The following is a 21688-nucleotide window of genomic DNA, read 5'->3' on the forward strand; positions in this document are numbered from 1 at the left end:
CTGAACACCTGCCCGAGGCCACCATCAAGGCGCCCTCGCGGCGCCTTTTTTGTTGCCCGTCCAAGGGCGAAGAACCCGCACATCCATGTGCGGACTTTCCAAAGCAAAAGCACCCATGATCACGATTACCCTTCCCGACGGCAGCCGCCGCGAATTCGACCAGCCCGTGTCCGTCATGGACGTGGCCCAGTCCATCGGCCCCGGCCTGGCCAAGGCCACCATCGCCGGCGCGGTCGATGGCAGGCTGGTCGATGCCAGCGACGTCATCGATCGCGACGCCAGCCTGCGCATCATCACCGCCAAGGACGAGGAGGGTGTCGAGATCATCCGCCACTCCTGCGCCCACCTGGTCGGCCACGCGGTCAAGCAGCTGTACCCGGACGCCAAGATGGTGATCGGTCCGGTCATCGATGAGGGCTTCTATTACGACATCTGGTCCGAGCGCCCGTTCACCCCGGACGACATGGCCGCGATCGAGCAGCGCATGAAGGAGCTGATCGACCAGGACTACGACGTGGTCAAGAAGGTGACCCCGCGCGAGGAGGTCATCAAGGTGTTCGCCGAGCGTGGCGAGGACTACAAGCTGCGCCTGGTCGAGGACATGCCCGACGAGAAGGCGATGGGCCTGTACTACCACCAGGAATACGTCGACATGTGCCGCGGCCCGCACGTGCCGAACACGCGTTTCCTGAAGGTGTTCAAGCTCACCCGCATTTCCGGCGCCTACTGGCGTGGCGACTCCAAGAACGAGCAACTGCAGCGCATCTATGGCACCGCCTGGGCCGACAAGAAGCAGCTTGCCGCCTACATCCAGCGCATCGAGGAAGCCGAGAAGCGCGATCACCGCCGCATCGCCAAGCAGCAGGACCTGTTCCACCTGCAGGAGGAGGCGCCGGGCCTGATCTTCTGGCACCCGAAAGGCTGGTCGATCTGGCAGGCGGTCGAGCAGTACATGCGCAAGGTGTACCGCGACAGCGGGTACCAGGAGGTGCGCTGCCCGCAGATCCTCGACGTGTCGCTGTGGAAGAGGTCCGGCCACTGGGACAACTACCAGGACAACATGTTCTTCACCGAGTCGGAGAAGCGCACCTACGCGCTCAAGCCGATGAACTGCCCCGGCCACGTGCAGGTGTTCAACCACGGCCTGCACAGCTACCGAGACCTGCCGATCCGCTACGGCGAGTTCGGCGCCTGCCACCGCAACGAGCCGTCCGGCGCGCTGCACGGCATCCTGCGCGTTCGCGGCTTCACCCAGGACGACGGTCACGTGTTCTGTACCGAGGGCCAGATCGAATCCGAGGTCACCGCCTTCCATACCCAGGCGATGCAGGTCTACGCGGATTTCGGTTTCGAGGACGTGCAGGTCAAGCTGGCGCTGCGTCCGGAACCGCGGCTCGGCGACGACGCCACCTGGGACAAGGCCGAGGAGGCCCTGCGCGCGGCCCTGCGTGCGGCCGGGGTGGAGTGGACGGAGCTGCCGGGCGAGGGCGCGTTCTACGGCCCGAAGATCGAATACCACCTGCGCGATGCGATCGGCCGTACCTGGCAGCTGGGCACGATGCAGGTCGATTTCATGATGCCGGGCCGGCTTGGCGCCGAGTACGTCGACGAGCACAGCCAGCGCCAGCATCCGGTGATGCTGCACCGCGCGATCGTCGGTTCGATGGAGCGTTTCATCGGCATCCTGATCGAGCACCACGCCGGCCAGCTGCCGACCTGGCTGGCCCCGGTCCAGGCGGTGGCCATGAACATCACCGATGCCCAGGCCGATTATGTGGATGAAGTCCGGAAATCCCTTTCAAATCAAGGATTCCGGGTCCAGTCCGATTTGCGGAACGAGAAGATCGGCTATAAGATTCGCGAGCACACGTTGCAGCGCGTGCCTTACCTGCTGGTGGTCGGTGACCGTGAGCGGGATAATGGCATGATCGCCGTGCGGGCACGAGGAGGGGAGGACCTGGGGACGATGACCGTCGCCGAGTTCGCCTCGCGTTTGCGCAGTGAGCAGGTTGGCGCGGTTTCTACCGAGTGATCCGCTGCTTCCTGGCGCCCGGCATGTGACGATTGGACCGGCCCGATTCCCCGCAGTTCCAGGGCCGGAACGCCCCTCATTGGAGATTGCACAATCAGTACCCCCGAAAAACCGAATCGCAGGAACCACGAGATCCGCGTACCGCGCGTCCGAGTGATCGGCAGCGATGGCGAGATGATCGGCGTGCTTTCGCGCGACGAAGCCCTGAGCATGGCCGGAGAGGAAGGCCTGGACCTGGTCGAGATCCAGCCCAACGCCGATCCGCCGGTCTGCAAGATCATGGACTTCGGCAAGTTCCGGTTCGACCAGCAGAAGAAGGCGGCCGAGGCCAAGAAGCGCCAGAAGCAGGTCGAGATCAAGGAAGTCAAGTTCCGCCCGGTCACGGACGAGGGCGACTACCAGATCAAGCTGCGCAAGATGCGTGCATTCCTGGAAGAGGGCGACAAGATCAAGGTCAACATCCGCTTCCGTGGCCGCGAGATGAGCCACCAGGAGCTGGGCCGGGAAATGGCCGCGCGGATCGAGGCCGACCTTGGCGAAGACATCGTGATCGAATCGCGTCCGCGCCTGGAAGGCCGGCAGATGGTCATGATGATCGCCCCGAAAAAGAAATAGCTTTCGCGCCACTGGTGCGACTGGCCAACCGTTCCCCTCTTCTGCTTGCGGGAGAGGGTCAAGGGTGAGGGGAGAAGGCGCCGCCACAGGCGCCTTCCGCTTTTGTCGAATGTCCCTAACCGGATGATTTGCAAGCAAATCCCGCAGCGGGCATAATACGCGGCCCGGTTCGCCGGGTTGGTTGTTTTTGTTGTACTCAGGACCTGTCGTGATCCCTTGTTGATCAACGACTTACAAGCCGGCTCGGGCAGGATGGAAAGCGTGGTCGCTCCCATGGGGATGTCGCCACCGCCCAGGTCAGTGATCCAATATCCGAAAGGACATCCCAATGCCCAAGATCAAGACCCACCGGGGTGCGGCCAAGCGTTTCCGCAAGACCGCCTCCGGCAAGTACAAGGCTGGCCACGCCAACCGTAGCCACATCCTCACCAAGAAAGCGACCAAGCGGAAGCGCAACCTGCGGCAGACGAACCATGTTCGTGCCGAGGATGCGGGCCGTCTGAACCGCATGCTGCCGTATCTCTGAGGAGGGCTGAAAAATGGCACGAGTCAAGCGTGGCGTCACTGCACGACGCCGTCACAAGAAGATCCTCAAGCAGGCCAAGGGCTACTACCACGCGCGCCGCAAGGTGTTCCGCGTTGCCAAGCAGGCCGTCACCAAGGCCCTGCAGTACGCCTATATCGGCCGCAAGCAGAAGAAGCGCAACTTCCGCTCGCTGTGGATCACCCGCATCAACGCCGCGGCCCGCATCAACGGCCTGAGCTACAGCCGCTTCATGAACGGCCTGATGAAGGCCGGCATCACCCTCGACCGCAAGGTGCTGGCGGACATCGCCGTGCACGATGCGGCGGGTTTTGCCGCGCTGGCCGAGAAGGCGAAGGGCGCGCTCGCAGCGTAATTGTCGCCGGCCGCCGTCGTGCGCGATTCGCACGGGGCTGGCCGGACACAATGCAATACACGCATGGGGAAGGGCGCAAGTCCTTCCCCATGTTTCGTTTTGGGGTTTTGTTTTTTGCCCGTCATTCCCGCGAAGGCGGGAACCCATGGACTTCAGAAGTCGGTACTTGTCCGGCATGACTTCGACAAGGCCAAGGCAAGGCAAGGCAAGGCAAAGTCCATGGATCCCCGCCTTCGCGGGGATGACATCGGAATATCGAGGTTCGGATGAGTGAAATCGAATCACTGACGCAACAGTCGTTGGCCGACATCGAGGCCGCGCAGACGCCGGACGCCATCGAGTCCCTGCGTGTCGCCCTGCTGGGCAAGAGCGGCACCATCACCGGCCGCCTCAAACAGCTTGGCACGCTGCCGCCGGACCAGCGCAAAACCGCTGGAGAGGCGATCAACCGTGCCCGCGACACGGTGGCGACGGCATTGAATGCGCGCAAGGCCGCACTGGCCGGTGCCGCGCTGGACGCCCGCCTGGCCACCGAAACGGTCGACGTGACCCTGCCGGGCATCGATGCCGACCGCGGCGGCCTGCATCCGGTCAGCCGCACGATGGAGCGGATCGCCGACATCTTCGGTCGGCTCGGTTTCGAGTTGAGTGACGGCCCGGAGGTCGAGGACGACTGGCACAACTTCGAGGCGTTGAACTTCCCGCCGCACCATCCGGCGCGGGCGATGCACGACACCTTCTACTTTGGCGACGGGCGCCTGCTGCGCACCCACACCTCGGGCGTGCAGGTGCGTTACATGAAGGACTTGCTCGAGGGCGGCGGCGCACCGCCCCTGCGGATGATCGCCCTGGGAAAGGTCTACCGCTCCGACAGCGACCAGACCCACACGCCGATGTTCCACCAGTGCGAGGGCCTGCTGGTCGACGAGCACGCCAGTTTCGCCGACCTCAAGGGCACCCTGGCCGAGTTCGTGCGCGCGTTCTTCGAGCGCGACTTCGAGATGCGCTTCCGTCCGAGCTACTTCCCGTTCACCGAGCCCTCGGCCGAGGTCGACATCGCCTGGCAGCAGCCGGACGGTTCGACCCGCTGGCTGGAAGTACTCGGCTGCGGCATGGTCCATCCGAACGTGCTGCGCAACGTCGGCATCGACCCGGAGAAGTACACCGGTTATGCGTTCGGCATGGGCGTGGAGCGCTTCGCGATGCTGCGCTACGGCGTCGATGACCTGCGCGCGTTCTTCGAGAACGACGTGCGTTTCCTCAGGCAGTTCGCCTGACCTTGCTTTTGTCCCCTCCCCTTCAAGGGGAGGGTTAGGGTGGGGATGGGTTTTCCTGCGGCTAACGAAACCCGCCTCCACCCCGGCCCTCCCCCTGAGGGGGAGGGAGGAAAAATCTTCGGACAACCCGCATGAAATTCAACGAAAACTGGCTGCGCCATCATGTCCCGACCACCGCCAGTCGCGACGAGCTCGTCGCCACGCTGACCGCGATCGGCCTCGAGGTCGAGGAGGTCACGCCGCTGGGCGAGTCGCTCGACGGTGTTGTCGTCGCGCAGATCCTCAAGGCGGAAAAGCATCCCGAGGCCGACCGTCTGCAGGTCTGCGAGGTCGACACCGGCAACGGCATCGTGCAGATCGTCTGCGGTGCGCCGAATGCGCGCGCCGGGCTGAAGGCGCCGCTGGCCACCGTCGGCACCGTGTTGCCCGGCGAGCTGAAGATCAAACCGGCCAAGCTGCGCGGGGTGGAGTCGTTCGGGATGCTGTGCTCGGCCAAGGAGCTGGCCAGCGACACCGACAGTTCCGGCCTGCTGGAACTGCCCGGCGACGCTCCGGTCGGCACGCCGATCGCCGAGTACCTCGGCCTGCCCGATGCGACCCTCGAGCTCAAGCTGACCCCGAACCGTGCCGATTGCTTCAGCGTGCGCGGCATCGCCTATGACGTGGCCGCCGCGCTGGGCAGCGATGTCCTGTCGCTGGATACCACCCCGGTGCCGCCCGCCAGCGAGGTCGCACCCGAAGTGATCCTCGACGCCGGCGCCAAGGTGCCGCGCTTCGTCGGCCGTGCGATCGACGGTGTGGATGCCCGTGCGGCAACCCCGCTGTGGATGGCCGAGCGCCTGCGCCGCAGCGGCATCCGTCCGATCAGTTTCCTGGTCGACGTGACCCAGTACGTGATGCTGGAGCTCGGCCAGCCGATGCATGCCTTCGACCGCGACACCCTGGAGGTGCCCGTGGTCGTGCGCCCGGCGCGCAGCGGCGAGTCGTTGGCCCTGCTCGATGGCCGCAGCGTGACGCTCGACGACGACTTCCTGGTCGTGGCCGACAGCCGTGGCGGCAAGGGCGCGCGCGCAGTGGCACTGGGCGGCATCATGGGCGGCCTCGACACGCGCGTCACCGACGCGACCCGCAACGTCTTCCTCGAAGCCGCGCACTGGATTCCGTCGGCGATCATCGGCCGCAGCCGCAAGCTCGGCATGCACACCGACGCCGGCCACCGCTTCGAGCGCGGCGTCGATCCCGAGCTGCCGCGGGTCGCGGTGGAGTATGCGACCCGGTTGATCCTCGACATCGCCGGCGGCACCCCGGGCCCGGTGGTCGAGGCCGTGCGCGAAGCCGACCTGGCCCGGCCGCGGCCGGTCGAACTGCGGCGCGAGCGCCTTGCCCGCGTGCTGGGCGTGCGCGTGTCCGACGAGGAGGTCGAGCGCATCCTGCGCGCGCTGGGGCTGGGCGTGGAGACCATCGGCGATGGGTGGCGCATACAGCCGCCGGCGCGCCGTTTCGATATCGCGATCGAGGAAGATCTGATCGAGGAGATCGCCCGCATCCACGGCTACGATGCGGTGCCGACCACGCTGCCGGTAGGCGCCAGCCGGCTGGCCGCGCCGGGCGAGGGCCGCGTCGATGACGCCACCTTGCGCAGGCAGATGGCCGCGCGCGGCTACCTGGAGGCGGTCAACTACGCCTTCGTCGATACGGCCCTGCTCGACGCCTGGGGCATGGCCGACGGCGCCGTGCCGCTGGCCAATCCGCTCAGTGCCGAGCTGGGGGTGATGCGGACCCGTCTGTTGCCGGGCCTGGTCGCCGCGCTGGGCCGGAATGCCGCCCGCCAGCAGTTGCGGGTGCGCCTGTTCGAGGCCGGCAACGTGTTCGCGGCGCGTGCCGGCGAAGCACCGCTGGAGACCCTGCACATCGCTGCTGCCGCCTGCGGATCGTCGCATGCCGAGCAGTGGGGGCAGCCGGAACGGGCGGTCGGCTTCCACGACCTCAAGGGCGACCTCGAAAGTCTGGCCGCGCTGGCCGGGGCCGAGTTGGAATTCCGGCCTTCGCAGCCGGCCTGGGCGCATCCGGGGCGCTCGGCGGACATCGTCCGCGACGGCCGGGTGATCGGCTGGATCGGCCAACTGCACCCGCGCCTGCAGCAGAAGCTGGAGCTGGATGTCGACGTGGTCGCGTTCGAGCTGGCGCTGGAGCCGTTGGCTGAACGGGCGATCCCGAAGGCGCGCGTCCTGTCCAAATACCCGTCCGTCCGCCGGGATCTTGCGTTCGTCGTCGCCGAATCGGTCAGCTGGGCCGAGCTGTCGGCCAGCGTGCGCGCCGCGGCAGGCCTGTCCCTGCGCGATCTGGTGCTGTTCGACCGCTACCAGGGCAAGGGGGTGGAATCAGGATTCAAGAGTCTCGCTATGGGCTTGATTCTGCAGGATGAATCGCGCACTCTGACCGACCGGGATGTGGATGCGGTGTTGGCCGACGTAACGGCAGCGCTGCAGCGCGACCACAGCGCGGTGGTGCGTAGTTGAGTGCTGCGGCTGAGGCAAGGAGTTGAGATGGCACTGACCAAGGCGGAGATGGCCGAGCGACTGTTCGACGAGGTCGGCCTGAACAAGCGCGAAGCGAAGGAGTTCGTCGATGCATTCTTCGATGCCCTGCGCGAAGCGCTGGAGCAGGGACGCCAGGTGAAGCTGTCGGGCTTCGGCAATTTCGACCTGCGCCGCAAGAACCAGCGGCCGGGACGCAACCCGAAGACCGGCGAGGAAATTCCGATTTCGGCGCGCACGGTGGTGACCTTCCGTCCGGGCCAGAAACTCAAGGAGCGTGTGGAAGCCTATGCTGGACCCGGGCAGTAACCGCGAGCTGCCGCCGATCCCGGCGAAGCGCTACTTCACCATCGGTGAAGTCAGCGAGTTGTGCGACGTCAAGCCGCACGTCCTGCGTTACTGGGAAACCGAGTTCCCGACCCTGAACCCGGTCAAGCGTCGTGGCAACCGCCGCTACTACCAGCGCCACGAAGTGCTGATGGTGCGCCAGATCCGTGCCCTGCTGTACGAACAGGGCTACACCATCGGCGGTGCCCGCCAGCGGCTGGAAGGCGATGCGGGCAAGGAAGAGTCTGCGCTGACCGCGCAGGTCATCAAGCAGGTGCGGATGGAGCTGGAGGAGATCCTGCACCTGTTGAAGCGGTGATTCCGCCCCGCGGGTTGCGGCGCGATACCGAATGCCGCGCCCGGGGCATGGTCGGATGCCCTGGCACTGGTTATACTTGCCGCCCGCTCGATGGCCGGCCGTCGCGATCGAAGCGGAATCCGGAAACATCATCGGGGTGTAGCGCAGCCTGGTAGCGCACCTGTCTGGGGGACAGGTGGTCGTCGGTTCGAATCCGGCCACCCCGACCAATCCGAAGCCCTGCTTAACGACCATCGACACCCGGGACTTCCGGGTGTTTTCGCATGCGCGCGGTTCTGCTTAATTCACGACTCCGTCGGGTACGCCCGATATGCCCATCGCTTGGCCAAGGAGCTTGAATGCGATTCCTCCGCTTTCTTTCCGTCCCCGTCCTGACCCTGTCGTCGCTGCTGGCCGCGCCAGCCGTCGCGCAGGATGCCGCGGCTCCGTCGCTTCCGCTGCCCGTTGACGAACTTCACGCGGATGAACTTCACGCGGATGAACTTCCCGTGGACGACACGGTCCGTGACATCGATGCCGTCGTCGTCAGCGGCGTGCTGCCCGGCCCGGGGCTGTGGAAAGTCAGCAATGGCGGGCACGTGATGTGGGTGCTGGGCACGGTGTCGCCACTGCCGAGGAAGATGGAGTGGGAAGCGCGCGAGGTCGGGCAGGTGATGGCCCGGGCTCAGGAACTGATGTGGTGGCCGAGCGTCAGCTTCAGCGCCGACGTCGGTTTCTTCCGCGGTCTGGCGCTGGCGCCGAAGGTGATCGGCATGCGCAAGAACCCGGATGGCGCCCGGCTGGAGGACGTGGTGCCGGCGGAGGACTACGCCCGCTGGGCCGTGCTCAAGCGGAAGTACGTCGGCCGCAGCAACCGGATCGAAGGCTGGCAGCCGATCTATGCCGCGCTCGAACTGTACGGAGAGGCGATCGACGATACGGGGCTGCGCCAGAGTGGCGTGATCGAACCCGTCCTCGAAAAACTGGCCCGGACGCACGGCGTCACCCAGAGCAGGCCGGTCATCAAGGTGGTGATCGAAGACCCGAAGCAGGCGATAGCCGAGCTGCGCAAGACCCGGTTCGACGATCTGGACTGCTTCCGCAAGACCCTGGACAAGCTGGAGGGCGAGCTGGGCATCATGCGCGAGCGCGCCAATGCCTGGGCCGTGGGCGATCTTGAAGAACTGGCCACGTTGCCGGATACCAACCACTACCAGGCGTGCCTGGATGCGGTGCAGGCCACCGAAGTCATCAGCCGCCGCAGCGGCGGCGACCTGCTGGCGCGGATGCGCGAGGAATGGCTCGGCGAGGCCGAACGCGCGCTGTCGAACAACGATGTGACCCTGGCCCTGCTATCGCTCCGCCAGTTGCAGGGCGAGGACGGTCTGGTCGCCGAACTGCGCGCGCGCGGCTACACCGTCGAGGCACCCGGCGAGTACGAGGCCGACCCGATCGCGGACGAGGCCGCAGCCGGGGGCTACGAGGCGGGTGCGGCAAGCGCCGACTGATCCTGTCGGGCACGCATCCGCATCAGGAAGTCGTGCAGCATCTCGGTCGACAACCCGTGCAGGGTCAGGCGGAAGCCGGCGCGCAGGGTCGACATCGGCACCAGCGGGTGGCGGTTGTTGAGCAGCACCAGGTGGTCGTGGGCGTCGAGCAGGGTGGCCGCGTACAGGCCGATGGTCTCGTCGAGCTGCAATGAGTTGGTCGCGCGCCAGAAGTCGCTGTCGGTCAGCAGCAACTGGTAGATCGGGGTGAACAGCTCGATCGAGCTCTGCAGGTCGAGGAAGTTGCGCCGCTGGCGTGGCATGTCTTCCAGCCGCAATGGCGGTTGCCGGATCATCGACAGGTTGGGACGCTCGACGTACTCCAGCTGCCGCCCTTCGTCCTGCAGTGTCTTGTTGAGGCGGATGATGAAGTTGTAGAGGTTGAGGTCGTGGATGAGGAACAGTTCCTCGCGCACATCCGCGATCTTTTCCGGGCGCAGCGGATTGGTGGCGACCGCGACCGGCGCGTTGCGGGCGATGAATTCGAGGATCTGCGAGCCGAGGTGGAAGTGGCGCAGGATCAGCCAGTTCGCCTCCGGGCGGATGAAGTTCTCCATGCCCCAGGCCAGCAGCCGGTGCAGCGCGCGCGAGAATGCCAGCTTGCGCGGGGTGAATACCTTGAACACCTGGATCAGCACGATCATCGTGCGTGCGAACGGGCGGATGAAGGGCAACAGGTACTGGCGCGAGCGCGAGCTGGAGTCGGCCAGCCAGGCATGCTTGACCGCGTCGTCGATCGGCGTGCTGCGGTCCAGGTACATCGCCAGCCATGGGTTCGGGTCGCGCGGATCATGGGCCTGGTCGAGGAAGTCGGGCTCGCGCCTCATCCCGGCGTGCTTGATGTCGGCATGCTTCATCTCGGTGTGTCCTGTGCGATGGCCAGGTGTTCGAACTGCATCAGGTACAGCCCGGCGGTGCGGCGCGCGGTGTCGATGATGGCCCGGGCCCCGCTGCCACTGGCGTCATTGTCCAGCACGATCTCCACCGCGCGCAGCCAGCGGGCCAGGTGGTGCGCGTCGTTCTCGCCATGGTATTCGAGGAAGCGGAACGCGTCCGGCGGCAGGTCGAGCGCGGCCTTCATCAGTGGCAGCAGCGCCGGGATGATGCGCTGGCCGGTGCCCTCGATGATGTAGATCGCGCCGAGCAGGCCGAGCGGGTTGGGCGTCGCGGCCAGCGCATGCAGGTAGCTGTTGAGCGCCTCGCCGCCCGGATTGCGGCGCAGCGCGTCGATGTCGGCGATATCGCCGCCGGCCTTGCGGTAGTCGTCGAACAGGATCATGTAATCGTCCTGCTCGTCACCGGCATGGGTTTCGATCAGGGTGGCCAGCGCCTCGTACGGCGGGCGCACCGAGGCCGCACCCTCGCGCATCCACTTGCTGCCCTCGCGCACCTGCGGGATCCAGTCGCGCATCCAGGCGACGTAGTCGGGCGCGGTGAAGCGCCCCTCGCGCAGCTTGCGGATCATCGGCGTGCGCCATGCGCGCGAGCGGTAGTCGTGCCAGATCGTCGCCAGTTCGCCGAGCAGGTGGCGCAGCGCGGCGGGCGCATCGCCCGGATCATGGGGCGGGGCGATGCCATCGTCCGCCACGGCCGGTGTTACCGGCAATGGCGTGGTCGCGGTCCTGGCCGGTGCGTCGGCGGCCTCGACCTCGATCATCGCGAAGGCGACGGTGAAGCGCCCCGACTCGGGGATGAAGCAGAGGATGCGCTGGCCCGGCTGCAGTGCGTGCGTGCGCAGGAACTCGTCGAGCATGATGAAGATCGAGGCGGCGCCGGTGTTGCCGCGGATGGTGAGGTTGCTGTACCAGCGTTCGCGCGGGATCGACAGGCCGGCCTTGGCCATCAGCTCATCGACGACCGGGGCGAAACGCTCGGACGAATAGTGGCAGAGGAAATGATCGACCGTGGCCGGATCGATCCAGCCGCCGTGGCAGAGCTTGGCGTACTCATGCACGCCGACGTCGAACAGGTGCGGCAGCAGGCGGATGTCCTGGCGCAGGAACAATGCGCCGTCCGCCTCGGCAGCCTGCCAGGCGTCGTAATCGAGGTGCGAGCGGCTGCGGTCCGGAGTCAGGCCGAGCTGCATGCAGACCGGGTAGTCGCCGGCGAACGAGCGCTGGTGGATGAAGCGCAGGCGCAGGCGGATGCCGCCCTGCGTCGGTGCGGTCGAGGTCAGCTGCAGCGCGCCGGCACCGTCGGACAGCATCCAGCGCAGGAAGTGGGCATCGAAGTCGGCGTCGTAGTCCTTCGCTGCGTAGCGCGAGCGCTTGAACAGCCGCGACGGCATCTCGGCGGCGGCGACCAGGGCGCGTTCGTGCGAGCCCAGTTCGACCGCAGCGGCCGCGCTTTCCCACGCCGCCACGCCGGAAGCGCAGATGCCGTGGTTGGAGAACACCTGCATCGGCGGTGCCGCCAGTTCGCCATGGACCATGCTGGCGAAGCCGGGCATCAGCGCATCGCCGCCGGAACTGCCGCAGGCGAGCAGGCCTATCGCATCGAGCGGAGTGCGGGTCGTGCCGAGGCAGTCGTGGATCGCGGCCGCGGCCATTGCCGCGCAGGAATGCACGGTGTGGCCGTCGCGGTCGATCGCGTAGTGCCGGGTGCGGATGCCGTTCTCGCCCAGGATGCGGCGCTTGATCCGGCCCGAGACCCGGTTCAGCGGCGCGATGTAGGCATCCATCGCCTCGTTGTCGATGGCCGGGCCGGGCAGGAAGCGACCGCTGCCGTGGATCCAGGTGCGATTGAAAACGGTAGGCATCAACAACGGTCCTTGTGCGGATTTTCGGGGTTGACGGTAGCAGGCCGCAGCGATCGCGAGCGCAGGGCGGGTGCGAACGGCCCGAGCACGAACACCCGCAACACGTAGCGCGCGAAGCCGCGTTCGAGCAGTCGAGGATCGACGCGCTCGCGATAGCGCCGGTGCAGGCGTGGCAGCTGCGACCAGTGCGCGCGGCCGTGCTCGTGATGGGCGGTGTGCAGGCCGATGTTGAACAGCAGCGGGTTGAGCCAGCCCTCGAAGTTGCGGGCATAGCCATAGCGGCTGCCGTCGTCGGCATGGGCGTGCTGAAGGTAGTTGGCCGCCAGCAGCCAGTGCAGGCCGAACAGCTGCGGCACGATCACCAGTCCCAGCGCCTTGCCGGGATCGAGTGCGAGCAGGAGTGCCCAGCTGCCCAGCCACAGCGCGTACTGCGCGATGTACCAGCGCCATACCGCGGGCCGGTGCCGGCGCAGGCGTCGCAGCCAGGTCAGCACCAGCGGGTAGACGGCGATCGCGGCCTGGAGCGGATGCAGCGCCCAGCCGGGCAGGTGGTTGTGGTCGCCAAAGCGCCAGGTGCGGGCCGCATCCTCCGGACCGTGGCGGAAACGGTGGTGGTTGAGGCGATGGGCCGGGTGCAGCACGCAGGTCGGATGTCCCTGCAACAGGGTGATGGCGAGGTCGGTGGCCCGGTTGGGATGGCGCCGCGTCCACATCGGCAGGTGGGCGTGATTGTGGTGGATCACGCTGATCCCGACAGCAAGGAACAGGCTGGCGGCGTACGCCAGCGGGTGGAAGCCGTGGACCCATTGCCAGGCCATCAGCATCGGTTGTGCGAGCAGGTAGGCCAGGCTCTGCAGGTCGCTGCGATCGCGCAGCGGGCCGAGCGGATCGAGCGGGCTGATCGGAAGCCGGCTCACCGCGATACCTCCGTGGTGCCATGCCCGGTATGCCGGGCGATGTTGCGGTCGGCCGCGTCGAGCGGGATCACGCTGCCGAACATCCGGTCGAACACCTCCAGCAGAAACCCGTAATTGCCGTGGTAGCAGGCATGGTGCAGGTGATGGCGGCGGCTGGCGCCGAGCCAGCCGCGCGCGGGTGCGTCGCGGCTGGCCTCGTAGTTGGAGTGGCCGAGGTTGTTGAGCGCGATGCTGAGCACCGGCAGGGTCATCAGCGCGGCGAAGCTGAAATCGTGCAGCAGCATCGGGATCAATGGCACGCTGCCGAGCATCGCCGCCTCGACCGGATGGAAGGCGTAGGTCGACCACGGCGTCGGCACGTGCGATCGATGATGCATGGCGTGGAAGCGCCGCATCGGCCGGGTGTGCAGCAGGCGATGGTTGAGGTAGAAGTGCAGTTCGTTCCAGAGAAACAGCACGCCGATCTCGATCGCGACCTGCCACCACGGCGGATCCACCGCCAGCCCGGCCCAGCCCAGTCGCAGCAGCCCCCACGGCACCACCAGGCCGATGCCGAAGATCAGGATCGACGAAGCCGAGGCCCTGAGCTCGCGGCGCAACTGCTCGCCTGTGACCGGGCGTGGATCGAGCCGGCGCCCGTGGCCGATGTGCGGCAGCACGACTCGTGACAGCAGTACCGAGAGGAGGCCGGTGCCCGCATAGAGCAGGGTGAAGAAGGCCACGCCGACCGCCATCACGGTCAGGGCGTTCTGCGCGATGAACCACTCACCCATCCATCAACTCCTTTGATTCCGGCGACCCCGCATCCATGGGACCGGCGCCCGGTGGCGGAAGTTCAGAGCGAAGCGCTTTGTGCTGCAGGCTTGTCCAGCCCAACGGACTCGAGTTCCGGCCAGCGCGCCAGCACCGCGGCGCGGATGCCATCGACATCCAGGCCGGCCTCGGCCAGCAACTGTTCGCGACTGGCATGGTGCTGGAAAGCGTCCGGCAGGCCCAGATGCAGCACAGGCAGGGTGATGCCTTCGGCAGCCAGCAGTTCGGCCACGCCGGAACCGGCGCCGCCGGCGATCACATTGTCCTCGACGGTGACCAGGCCGCTGTGGCTGCGGGCCAGGTCGAGCACCAGCGCGCGATCGAGCGGCTTCACGAAACGCATGTTGACCAGGGTCAGGTCCAGCGAGTGCGCCGCCTGCTCGGCCGCCGCGACCATCGCGCCGAACGCGAGCACCGCGACCGGGCCGCCGTGGCGGCGCAGTTCGGCCTTGCCGATCGGCAGAGTGTCGAAACCCGGCTGCACGGGTACGCCCGGGCCGGTGCCGCGCGGGTAGCGCACCGCGGCCGGACCTTCGTAGCAGTGTCCGGTGGACAGCATCATCCGGCACTCGTTCTCGTCGGCCGGCGCCATCACCACCATGTTCGGCACGCAGCGCAGGTAGCTCAGGTCGAGGTTGCCGGCGTGGGTTGCACCGTCCGGGCCGACCACGCCGCCACGGTCGATCGCGAACAGCACGTCGAGATTCTGGATCGCGACGTCGTGCACCAGCTGATCGTAGCCGCGCTGCAGGAAGGTCGAGTAGATCGCGCAGACCGGCTTGGCGCCCTCGCAGGCCATGCCGGCGGCGAGGGTAACCGCGTGCTGCTCGGCGATGGCGACGTCGAAGTAGCGCTGCGGGTACTCACGGCTGAAGCGCACCAGGCCCGAGCCTTCGCGCATCGCCGGGGTGATGCCCATCAGCTTCGGGTCGGCGGCGGCCATGTCGCACATCCAGTCGCCGAACACGTCGGTGTAGGTCGGCTGTTTCGCGCCGGCCTTCCTGGCCATGCCCTGGGCCGGATCGAACGGGCTGACCGCGTGATAGCCGATCTGGTCGCCCTCGGCCAGTTCGTAGCCCTTGCCCTTGGTGGTGACGATGTGCAGCAACTGCGGACCCTTGAGGGTCTTGAGCGTCTTCAGGGTGGAAACCAGCGCCGGCAGGTCATGGCCGTCGATCGGGCCGGTGTAGTGGAAGCCGAGCTCTTCGAACATCGTCGAGGGCACGAACATGCCCTTCCAGTGCTCCTCCCAGCGCCGCACGAAGCGCGCCGGCGCGCCATGCTTGTCGCCGAGCAGTTTCTTGCCGCCCTCGCGGATCGCATTCAGGGTGCGGCTGCCGGTCAGGCGGCCGAGCATGCGGGTGACGCCGCCGACGTTTTCCGAGATCGACATCTGGTTGTCGTTGAGGATCACCAGCATGTCCGGCTCGGGAGTCTGGCCGTCGTCGCCCATGCCGCCAGCGTGGGCCAGCGCCTCGAAGGCCATGCCTGCGGTCATCGCGCCGTCGCCGATCACCGCCACGACCTTTCTGGGGTCGGCATTGCGGTCTTCATCCAGCCGCTGCAGCGCCACCGCCATGCCGAGCGCGGCGGAAATCGAGGTCGAGGAATGGCCGACGCCGAAGGTGTCGTACTCGGACTCTTCGCGCTTCGGGAACGGTGCAACGCCGTCCTTCTGCTTGACCGTGTGGATGCTGTCGCGGCGGCCGGTCAGGATCTTGTGCGGATAGGTCTGGTGGCCGACGTCCCAGACCAGGCGGTCTGCCGGGGTGTCGTAGAGATAATGCAAGGCGACGGTCAGCTCGATCACGCCCAGTCCCGCGCCGAAGTGGCCGCCCACGCGCGCGACCTGCTCGATCAGGTAGTCGCGCAGTTCGTCGGCGATGGCGGTGAGCTCCTCTTCCGGGAATTGCCGCAGGTCGGCGGGGACCGCGATGCGGGAGAGGCGGGGGTAGCGTTGGGGGTCGATCATTACGACAGAGAGGCTCTGTATCGCTGCGTGCAGCCAGTCCGTCATTGTCCTGCGGGCAAAGGGGTGGGGCAAGCGATCCCGGGCGATGGTTCATCGCCGTGCGGAATCGCAGACAGACCAGGTCGGTCGAAGCCCATGCCGCTCCCGCAGGGGCAGGACTTTCCGGCCGGAGTGCCTAGCGACCGCGCAGGCGGCCGAACAGACCTGTCCTGGCGGCCTCCGGCTCCGGCGCCGACTCGCTGTACGGCTCGGCAAAGCCGGTGGCCAGGTTGGCGTTGATGAAGTCGGCCACGTCGGCCTCGGGCACGCCGCTGGCGACGACGATCTCGGCCAGCGTTGCGGGCCCCTTCATCATCACCGTCGAAATGCGGAAGTGCTTGGGGTACTCGCGCTCGGTCTGCGGCCATTTGAGCATGTGGAAGCGCGCATCCGGGGCATGGTCGCCGACGATGCGGCCCTTGCCGGCGAGCAGGCCTGCCAGCCAGATCAGCCTGGTCAGGGGCTGCGGTTCGATCTTGCCGGCTTCGGCGGCCCAGCCGGCTATGTCGACAGGCTTGAAATCGGCCGCGGTCAGCGCGCCATCGAACAGAGGTGCCAGCGGTTTGAGCGCGGCGCCTGCCAGGTACTGGCGGGAGTCGGCATCGATCAGGACGCGCTGGCCGCCACGTTCCAGCCGGACGCGGCCGGCCAGCCGGCCCTCGGCCAGCCAGTGGGCAAGGGTGCTGGTGGACGTCGGCGCAACCATGGGGAAGCAGTTGCCGCAGTCCCATTTGAGGGCTGGCGCAACGGAGCGGCGGGAGGCGGGGCAACGGTTGCCGTCGCCAGCGATGGCCGGGGCGGGTTGGCCACGGCGGCGGCCTCTGCAACGACCGGTGCCGGCACATGTATCGGCTCGGGAGCGGCCATGGGCTGCGGTGTCGGGGCAGGCGAACGCGGTGCAGGGGAAGGCGGTGCAGGGGAAGGCGGTGCAGGGGAAGGCGGTGCAGGGGAAGGCGGTGCAGGGGAAGGCGGTGCAGGGGAAGGCGGTGCAGGGGAAGCCGGCGTGGCGGCGGCTGTCAGTGTCCCGGTTTCCGGTCCGGTGCTCGTTCCGGGTGCGGTACCGAGAGTCACCCCGGCGTTCGCGGCCAGTTCGACCAGCAGTGCCGAGACGCCATCGACATCGAACGGGCGCTCGAGGCGGAAATCGGTCTGGGTACGGGCCGCGGTGGTCAGGCCGGTGACCTGTTTGCGGGCCGCGTGCAGGCGCAACCAGCTCATCGGACCGTACATGCTGTCCATGTCGACGATCACGTAGGCGGCTTCCGTCTCCGACACCAGGTGCCAGGGCTTGCCGAGACGGGCGTTGGCAGCATTGAAGGCGGCAGTCAGTGCCGATTCGGTGTCCGGGTCCATTCCGGTCAGGCCCAAGGTCAGAGGCATGGTGCAGTCCGTACGCGTAATTTCAGATCGTAATCGAATTTTGCCAATCCTGAATGCTTCGTCAACGAGCGGGCGCCGCTTTCCGGCATCCCATCGCAACACCGCTGCCGGCAGGTGACGCGCTGGGGCAGGAAAACGCCCGCCAGGGTCAAGATCGCGGGTTTCGATGCTGCGTTGCGGCGGTGGATTGCGCAGGATCCGGCTCCCGGTTCCAGGCCGGGCATCCGGGCCGGTCGGTACGAAGTCAGGAGATTGGGCGCGACTTCTTCGGCAGCTGGGCTCGCAGGAAGGCCATCTGGTCGGCGAGGATGTTGCGGTTCGACAGGATCATGTGCTCGATCCAGCTTGGCCGGAACGGCACTGCCAGCAACGGCATGTGTGCCTGCTGCGGGGTGCGGTTGCCCTTGCGCGAGTTGCAGTTGAAGCAGGCCGAGACCACGTTCTCCCAGATGTCGCGGCCACCCTTCGAGACTGGATGCACATGGTCGCGGGTCAGTTGCGGGCGGTTGAAATGCTGGCCGCAGTACAGGCAAAGGTAGCTGTCGCGCGCGAACAGGGCGGCGTTGGTCAGGGTCGGGGTGGGGTCGAGCGCGCTGACTCGAGCATGTCCGCGTGCGGCGATGATCGGCGGCAGGTCGAGCACGCTCTGCTCGCCGGTCAGGCGGCTGGTGCCGCCGTGCACGCGCAGGCAGGGTTCGCCGAGGGTCCAGGCGACCGCATCGCGGGCATAGAGGCAGGCGGCATCCTGCCAGCTCATCCAGTCGAGCACTCGACCGCAGGCGTCCAGCGACAGCAACCGGACCGAGTTCAGGCGTTCGATGGCGTTACGTGGGATGGGGCGGGGTCCGGTCGACAGCGTCGACGGGGCATCCAGACCGCGGCGATGGTTGGCATCGGGCGTTCCGGTGTGGACCAAGCGTAGTGGCGCTCTATCGGTCTCCATCGGGAAACCAGCTTATACCCGATTGTTGACAGTTTGTGTAAACCGTGCCCGGTCGATGCGCCGTGTCGAGGTGGCCGTGCAGGCGGGTCACGCGGCCTGCGCGCGCTCCCATCCGCTGTTGCGATCGCGGTGGTCGGGGGTGCCGGAATCGGTGTTGACGCCGGCACCGGCGATCACGAACGGCTGCTCGTGATCTTCGATGAAGATGCGGAGGGCATCGAGGGCGGTCAAGCCCCGAAACGTTCCGCGGCCATCGCCATCAGCGGCTCCGCGCCGGCCTCGATCGCGGCCTTGTGCGCCAGCGTACGCGGCAGGATGCGGGCGTAGTAGAAGCGTGCGGTTTCCAGCTTGGCCTGCCTGAATGCCTCGTTCTGCGCCGAGGCATTGGCCGCGGCGACACTGCGCGCCCACCAGTAGGCCAGCACCACGTAGCCGGAATAGAACAGGTAGTCCGTGCTGGCTGCGCCAAGCTCCTCCGGGTTGTTCGCCGCGCGCTGCAGCATGCCGGTGGTCAGTTGCGCCCACTCGCCGGCCTTGGCCTGCAGCGGGGCGATGAACTCGGCCAGTGCCGCGTCGCCTTCATGTGCTTTGGCGAACTCTTCGATCATGCCGATGAACAGCTTCAGCCCCGCGCCCTGGGTCGAGGCGGTCTTGCGTCCGACCAGGTCCAGCGACTGGATGCCGGTGGTGCCTTCGTACAGCGTGGTGATGCGTGCGTCGCGGGCGAGCTGTTCCATGCCGTGCTCGCGGATGTAGCCGTGGCCGCCGAAGCATTGCAGTGCGTGGTAGGTGTTCTCCACGCTCCACTCGGTCTGGCAGGCCTTGGAGATCGGGGTCAGGAAGCTGACCAGCGTCTCCGCCTTCTCGCGCTCGGCCGGGTCGCCGGCGCCATGGGCCACATCGAGCAGCGAATAGGCATGCATCGCCATCAGGCGACTGCCTTCGAGCAGCGACTTCACCGTCAGCAGCATGCGCCGCACGTCCGGGTGGACGATGATCGGGTCGGCCGGCTTGTCGGGGAGTTTCGGTCCGGACAGCGAACGCGACTGCAGGCGCTCGCGCGAATAGCGCAGCGCGTTCTGCCAGGCGCGTTCGCTCAGGCCGATGCCCTGCACGCCAACGCCGAGCCGGGCCGAGTTCATCATCACGAACATCGCCTGCAGACCGCGGTGCGGCTCGCCGACCAGGTAGCCCTGGGCGCCATCGAAGTTCATCACGCAGGTCACCGAGCCGTGGATGCCCATCTTGTGCTCGATCGAACCACAGCGCACGGTGTTGCGTTCGCCGATCGTGCCGTCCTGGCCGACCTTGAACTTCGGCACCACGAACAACGAGATGCCCTTCGGTCCCGGCGGTGCGTCCGGCAGTTTGGCCAGCACCAGGTGGACGATGTTCGGCACCAGGTCGTGCTCGCCGGCGGTGATGAAGATCTTGGTGCCGCTGATGTTGTAGCTGCCGTCGTCGTTGGGTTCGGCGCGGGTGCGCAGCAGGCCCAGGTCGGTGCCGCAGTGCGGTTCGGTCAGGCACATGGTGCCGGTCCAGCGGCCGTCGACCAACGGCTTGAGGAAGGTCTCCTTCTGCCAGTCGGTGCCGTAGTGTTTGAGCGCCTCGACCGCGCCGTGCGACAGCATCGGGAAGTTGCCCCAGGCCAGGTTGGCGGCGTCGACCATCTCGGTGAGCGCATAGCCGAGCACCGCCGGCATGCCCTGGCCGCCGTGGTCGGGCGAGGCGGTCAGACCGGTCCAGCCGCCTTCGGCGAACTGCTGGAAAGCCTCCTTGAAGCCCGGCGGCGGGGTGACCTCGGCGCTGTCCTTGTCGAACGTGCAGCCAACCTCGTCGCCGATCGCGTTGAGCGGCGCGAGCACGGTTTCGGTGAAGCGCGCGGCCTCGTCCAGTACCGCATCGACGATGTCGCGGCTGGCCTCGTCCTGGCCGAGTGCGGCGAACTGCTTTTCCACGTCCAGCACGTCGTAGAGGGCGAAGCGAAGGTCGTCGAGCGGGGCTTTGTAGGTACTCATGTCGGGTCCGGTGTCGGGATTCGGAGGAGGGGCTTCAGCGCAGCACGCCGGGCAGGCCGGGGGCCGGGCTCAGCGCGCTCCTGCGTTCGATGTCGAAGTTGCGCGCCTTGCTTGCCGCGTCGGGCATCGTGGTGATGCTGCCCTTGAGCGAGTACGACACGCTGCGGCCGGCGGCCAGCGCATCGGCGACGGCCAGCTTGGCGGCGACTGCAGGAGTGAGCTGGACATCGACCACATCGGCCGACTCCGGACCGATGGTCAGCGCCGGCTGTGCCTGCAGGGTGCCGGCGGCTTCACCGGCGGTTTCCAGCGCCAGGCTGAAACTGTCGAAGCGCATCGGGATGCTGCTGTAGTTCTCGATCCGGACCTGCGCGGTCCAGCTGCCATCGGCCGCCACGATCAATTGCTGCAGCCGCGCGTCCGGCTCGGAGATCCGTCGCACCGGACCACTCGAACATGCCGCCAACGTCACCAGCAGGCCGGCTACCAGGGCAACGCGGGCCCAACCTGTCCAACAGCTTGCACAACGGCTCGCGATCATTCCGCGCTCCTCGGGTGTGGGACCGCGAGGATACTACGGCGAATGGTGGGTGGGTGCGGCTGGTGGTCCGCTCAGTCCAGCAACCCTTTCCGCAATGCATAGCGCACCAGTTCGGCGGTATTGCGCACGCCGAGTTTGTCGAGCACGCGGGCGCGGTGGTTTTCGGCGGTCTTGGTGCTGATGTCGAGGCGCTGGGCGACTTCCTTGGTGGTGTGGCCTTCGGCGACGAGGTGGAAGACTTCGCGTTCGCGGGCGGTCAGGCGGCCGTAGGGGTCGTCGACGAGACGCTCGGGGTGTTGCAGCTGTTCGGCCAGGGCGCGGGCGGCCTGCGGGCCGAAGTAGCTCTTGCCCGCCTGCAGGCTGCGCACGGCGGCGAGCAGTTCGGCGGCGGCGCTGTCCTTGACCAGGTAGCCGGAGGCGCCGGCGCGGACCGCCTGCAGTACGTATTCGTCTTCCTGGTGCATGGTCAGTACCAGCACCTTGGTCTGCGGCAGGGCCTCGCGCAGGCGGCGGACCACTTCGATGCCGTTGAGGCGGCTCATCGACATGTCGGTGACGACCACGTCGGGGTGGGTGGCGATGGCTTTTTCCACCGTTTCCAGGCCGTCGGAGGCCTGGGCGACGACCTGCACGTCGCCGCCGGCCTGCAGCAGGCTGGCCAGGCTTTCCCTCACCAGGGTGTGGTCGTCGGCGATCAGTACGCGGATGGGGACGCGGTTGGGCGTGCTGGTGGGCGTGTTGGTGTTCCCGGGCGTGTCGGTGGCTGGCATCGGAT

At 67.1% G+C, this 21688-nt stretch carries 21 protein-coding genes and 1 tRNA gene; 10 read left to right on the plus strand and 12 right to left on the minus strand.

Annotated elements, in window-relative coordinates; all coding sequences use genetic code 11:
- The first annotated feature begins 115 nt into the window (after positions 1–115).
- The 10 genes from thrS (at position 116) to FKV23_RS04545 (ending at position 9493) form a co-directional block, all read left to right on the plus strand.
- Complete coding sequence (gene thrS, locus FKV23_RS04500; protein WP_141622778.1) at positions 116–2032, plus strand: threonine--tRNA ligase; 1917 nt, start codon at positions 116–118, stop codon at positions 2030–2032.
- A 78-nt stretch (positions 2033–2110) separates the two neighbouring features.
- Positions 2111–2647: a translation initiation factor IF-3 gene (gene infC, locus FKV23_RS04505; RefSeq protein WP_141622779.1), complete on the plus strand. Its 537-nt coding sequence runs from the start codon at positions 2111–2113 to the stop codon at positions 2645–2647.
- 328 nt (positions 2648–2975) lie between these two features.
- Positions 2976–3173, plus strand: coding sequence for a 50S ribosomal protein L35 (rpmI, locus tag FKV23_RS04510; RefSeq protein ID WP_141622780.1), 198 nt, complete (start codon positions 2976–2978; stop codon positions 3171–3173).
- A 13-nt stretch (positions 3174–3186) separates the two neighbouring features.
- Positions 3187–3546, plus strand: coding sequence for a 50S ribosomal protein L20 (gene rplT, locus FKV23_RS04515; protein WP_141622781.1), 360 nt, complete (start codon positions 3187–3189; stop codon positions 3544–3546).
- 266 nt (positions 3547–3812) lie between these two features.
- Positions 3813–4823, plus strand: coding sequence for a phenylalanine--tRNA ligase subunit alpha (gene pheS / locus FKV23_RS04520; RefSeq protein WP_141622782.1), 1011 nt, complete (start codon positions 3813–3815; stop codon positions 4821–4823).
- Positions 4824–4954: 131 nt separating this feature from the next.
- A complete protein-coding gene (gene pheT / locus FKV23_RS04525; RefSeq protein WP_141622783.1) occupies positions 4955–7342 on the plus strand; it encodes a phenylalanine--tRNA ligase subunit beta in 2388 nt (795 codons plus the stop codon).
- A 27-nt stretch (positions 7343–7369) separates the two neighbouring features.
- Positions 7370–7669: an integration host factor subunit alpha gene (locus FKV23_RS04530; protein WP_111265868.1), complete on the plus strand. Its 300-nt coding sequence runs from the start codon at positions 7370–7372 to the stop codon at positions 7667–7669.
- Complete coding sequence (locus FKV23_RS04535; RefSeq protein WP_141622784.1) at positions 7650–8006, plus strand: MerR family transcriptional regulator; 357 nt, start codon at positions 7650–7652, stop codon at positions 8004–8006. Before FKV23_RS04530 ends, FKV23_RS04535 begins: the two co-directional genes overlap by 20 nt.
- 132 nt (positions 8007–8138) lie before the next feature.
- Positions 8139–8215 (plus strand) — tRNA-Pro (locus tag FKV23_RS04540).
- A 279-nt stretch (positions 8216–8494) separates the two neighbouring features.
- The gene (locus FKV23_RS04545) at positions 8495–9493 is read left to right on the plus strand and encodes a TraB/GumN family protein (protein WP_167284959.1); all 999 of its coding nucleotides are present in this window, start codon (positions 8495–8497) and stop codon (positions 9491–9493) included.
- On the opposite strand, the gene FKV23_RS04550 is transcribed toward FKV23_RS04545, so the two are convergent.
- The 12 genes from FKV23_RS04550 to FKV23_RS04600 form a co-directional block, all read right to left on the minus strand.
- Positions 9463–10389: a DUF6999 family protein gene (locus FKV23_RS04550; RefSeq protein WP_208543235.1), complete on the minus strand. Its 927-nt coding sequence runs from the start codon at positions 10387–10389 to the stop codon at positions 9463–9465. The genes FKV23_RS04545 and FKV23_RS04550 overlap by 31 nt on opposite strands.
- Entirely contained in the window at positions 10386–12290 is a 1905-nt protein-coding gene (locus FKV23_RS04555) for an iron-containing redox enzyme family protein (RefSeq protein WP_141622786.1), read from the minus strand. Before FKV23_RS04555 ends, FKV23_RS04550 begins: the two co-directional genes overlap by 4 nt.
- The gene (locus tag FKV23_RS04560; protein ID WP_208543236.1) at positions 12290–13207 is read right to left on the minus strand and encodes a fatty acid desaturase; all 918 of its coding nucleotides are present in this window, start codon (positions 13205–13207) and stop codon (positions 12290–12292) included. Before FKV23_RS04560 ends, FKV23_RS04555 begins: the two co-directional genes overlap by 1 nt.
- A complete protein-coding gene (locus FKV23_RS04565; protein ID WP_141622787.1) occupies positions 13204–13980 on the minus strand; it encodes a sterol desaturase family protein in 777 nt (258 codons plus the stop codon). The genes FKV23_RS04560 and FKV23_RS04565 overlap by 4 nt, the downstream gene beginning before the upstream one ends.
- A gap of 62 nt (positions 13981–14042) precedes the next feature.
- Positions 14043–15992: a 1-deoxy-D-xylulose-5-phosphate synthase gene (gene dxs, locus FKV23_RS04570; protein WP_141622788.1), complete on the minus strand. Its 1950-nt coding sequence runs from the start codon at positions 15990–15992 to the stop codon at positions 14043–14045.
- A gap of 175 nt (positions 15993–16167) precedes the next feature.
- Positions 16168–16737 (minus strand): hypothetical protein, encoded by a 570-nt coding sequence (locus FKV23_RS04575; protein WP_141622789.1) that lies wholly within the window; start codon positions 16735–16737, stop codon positions 16168–16170.
- Positions 16638–17411: a hypothetical protein gene (locus FKV23_RS17120; protein ID WP_167284961.1), complete on the minus strand. Its 774-nt coding sequence runs from the start codon at positions 17409–17411 to the stop codon at positions 16638–16640. Before FKV23_RS17120 ends, FKV23_RS04575 begins: the two co-directional genes overlap by 100 nt.
- Positions 17412–17655: 244 nt before the next feature.
- Positions 17656–18168, minus strand: a complete 513-nt coding sequence (locus FKV23_RS04585) for an HNH endonuclease (RefSeq protein WP_341867582.1) — start codon at positions 18166–18168, stop codon at positions 17656–17658.
- Between the two features lie 273 nt (positions 18169–18441).
- Positions 18442–18585, minus strand: coding sequence for a hypothetical protein (locus FKV23_RS17125; RefSeq protein ID WP_167284964.1), 144 nt, complete (start codon positions 18583–18585; stop codon positions 18442–18444).
- Positions 18582–20372 carry an acyl-CoA dehydrogenase C-terminal domain-containing protein gene (locus FKV23_RS04590; RefSeq protein WP_141622792.1) on the minus strand — a complete coding sequence of 597 codons (1791 nt, stop codon included), beginning with the start codon at positions 20370–20372 and terminating at the stop codon, positions 18582–18584. Before FKV23_RS04590 ends, FKV23_RS17125 begins: the two co-directional genes overlap by 4 nt.
- A gap of 34 nt (positions 20373–20406) precedes the next feature.
- The gene (locus FKV23_RS04595; protein ID WP_141622793.1) at positions 20407–20913 is read right to left on the minus strand and encodes an NDR1/HIN1-like protein; all 507 of its coding nucleotides are present in this window, start codon (positions 20911–20913) and stop codon (positions 20407–20409) included.
- Between the two features lie 71 nt (positions 20914–20984).
- Complete coding sequence (locus FKV23_RS04600) at positions 20985–21683, minus strand: response regulator (protein ID WP_141622794.1); 699 nt, start codon at positions 21681–21683, stop codon at positions 20985–20987.
- Positions 21684–21688 lie beyond the last annotated feature (5 nt).

The organism is Lysobacter alkalisoli (assembly GCF_006547045.1).
Taxonomy (GTDB): Bacteria; Pseudomonadota; Gammaproteobacteria; order Xanthomonadales; family Xanthomonadaceae; genus Marilutibacter; species Marilutibacter alkalisoli.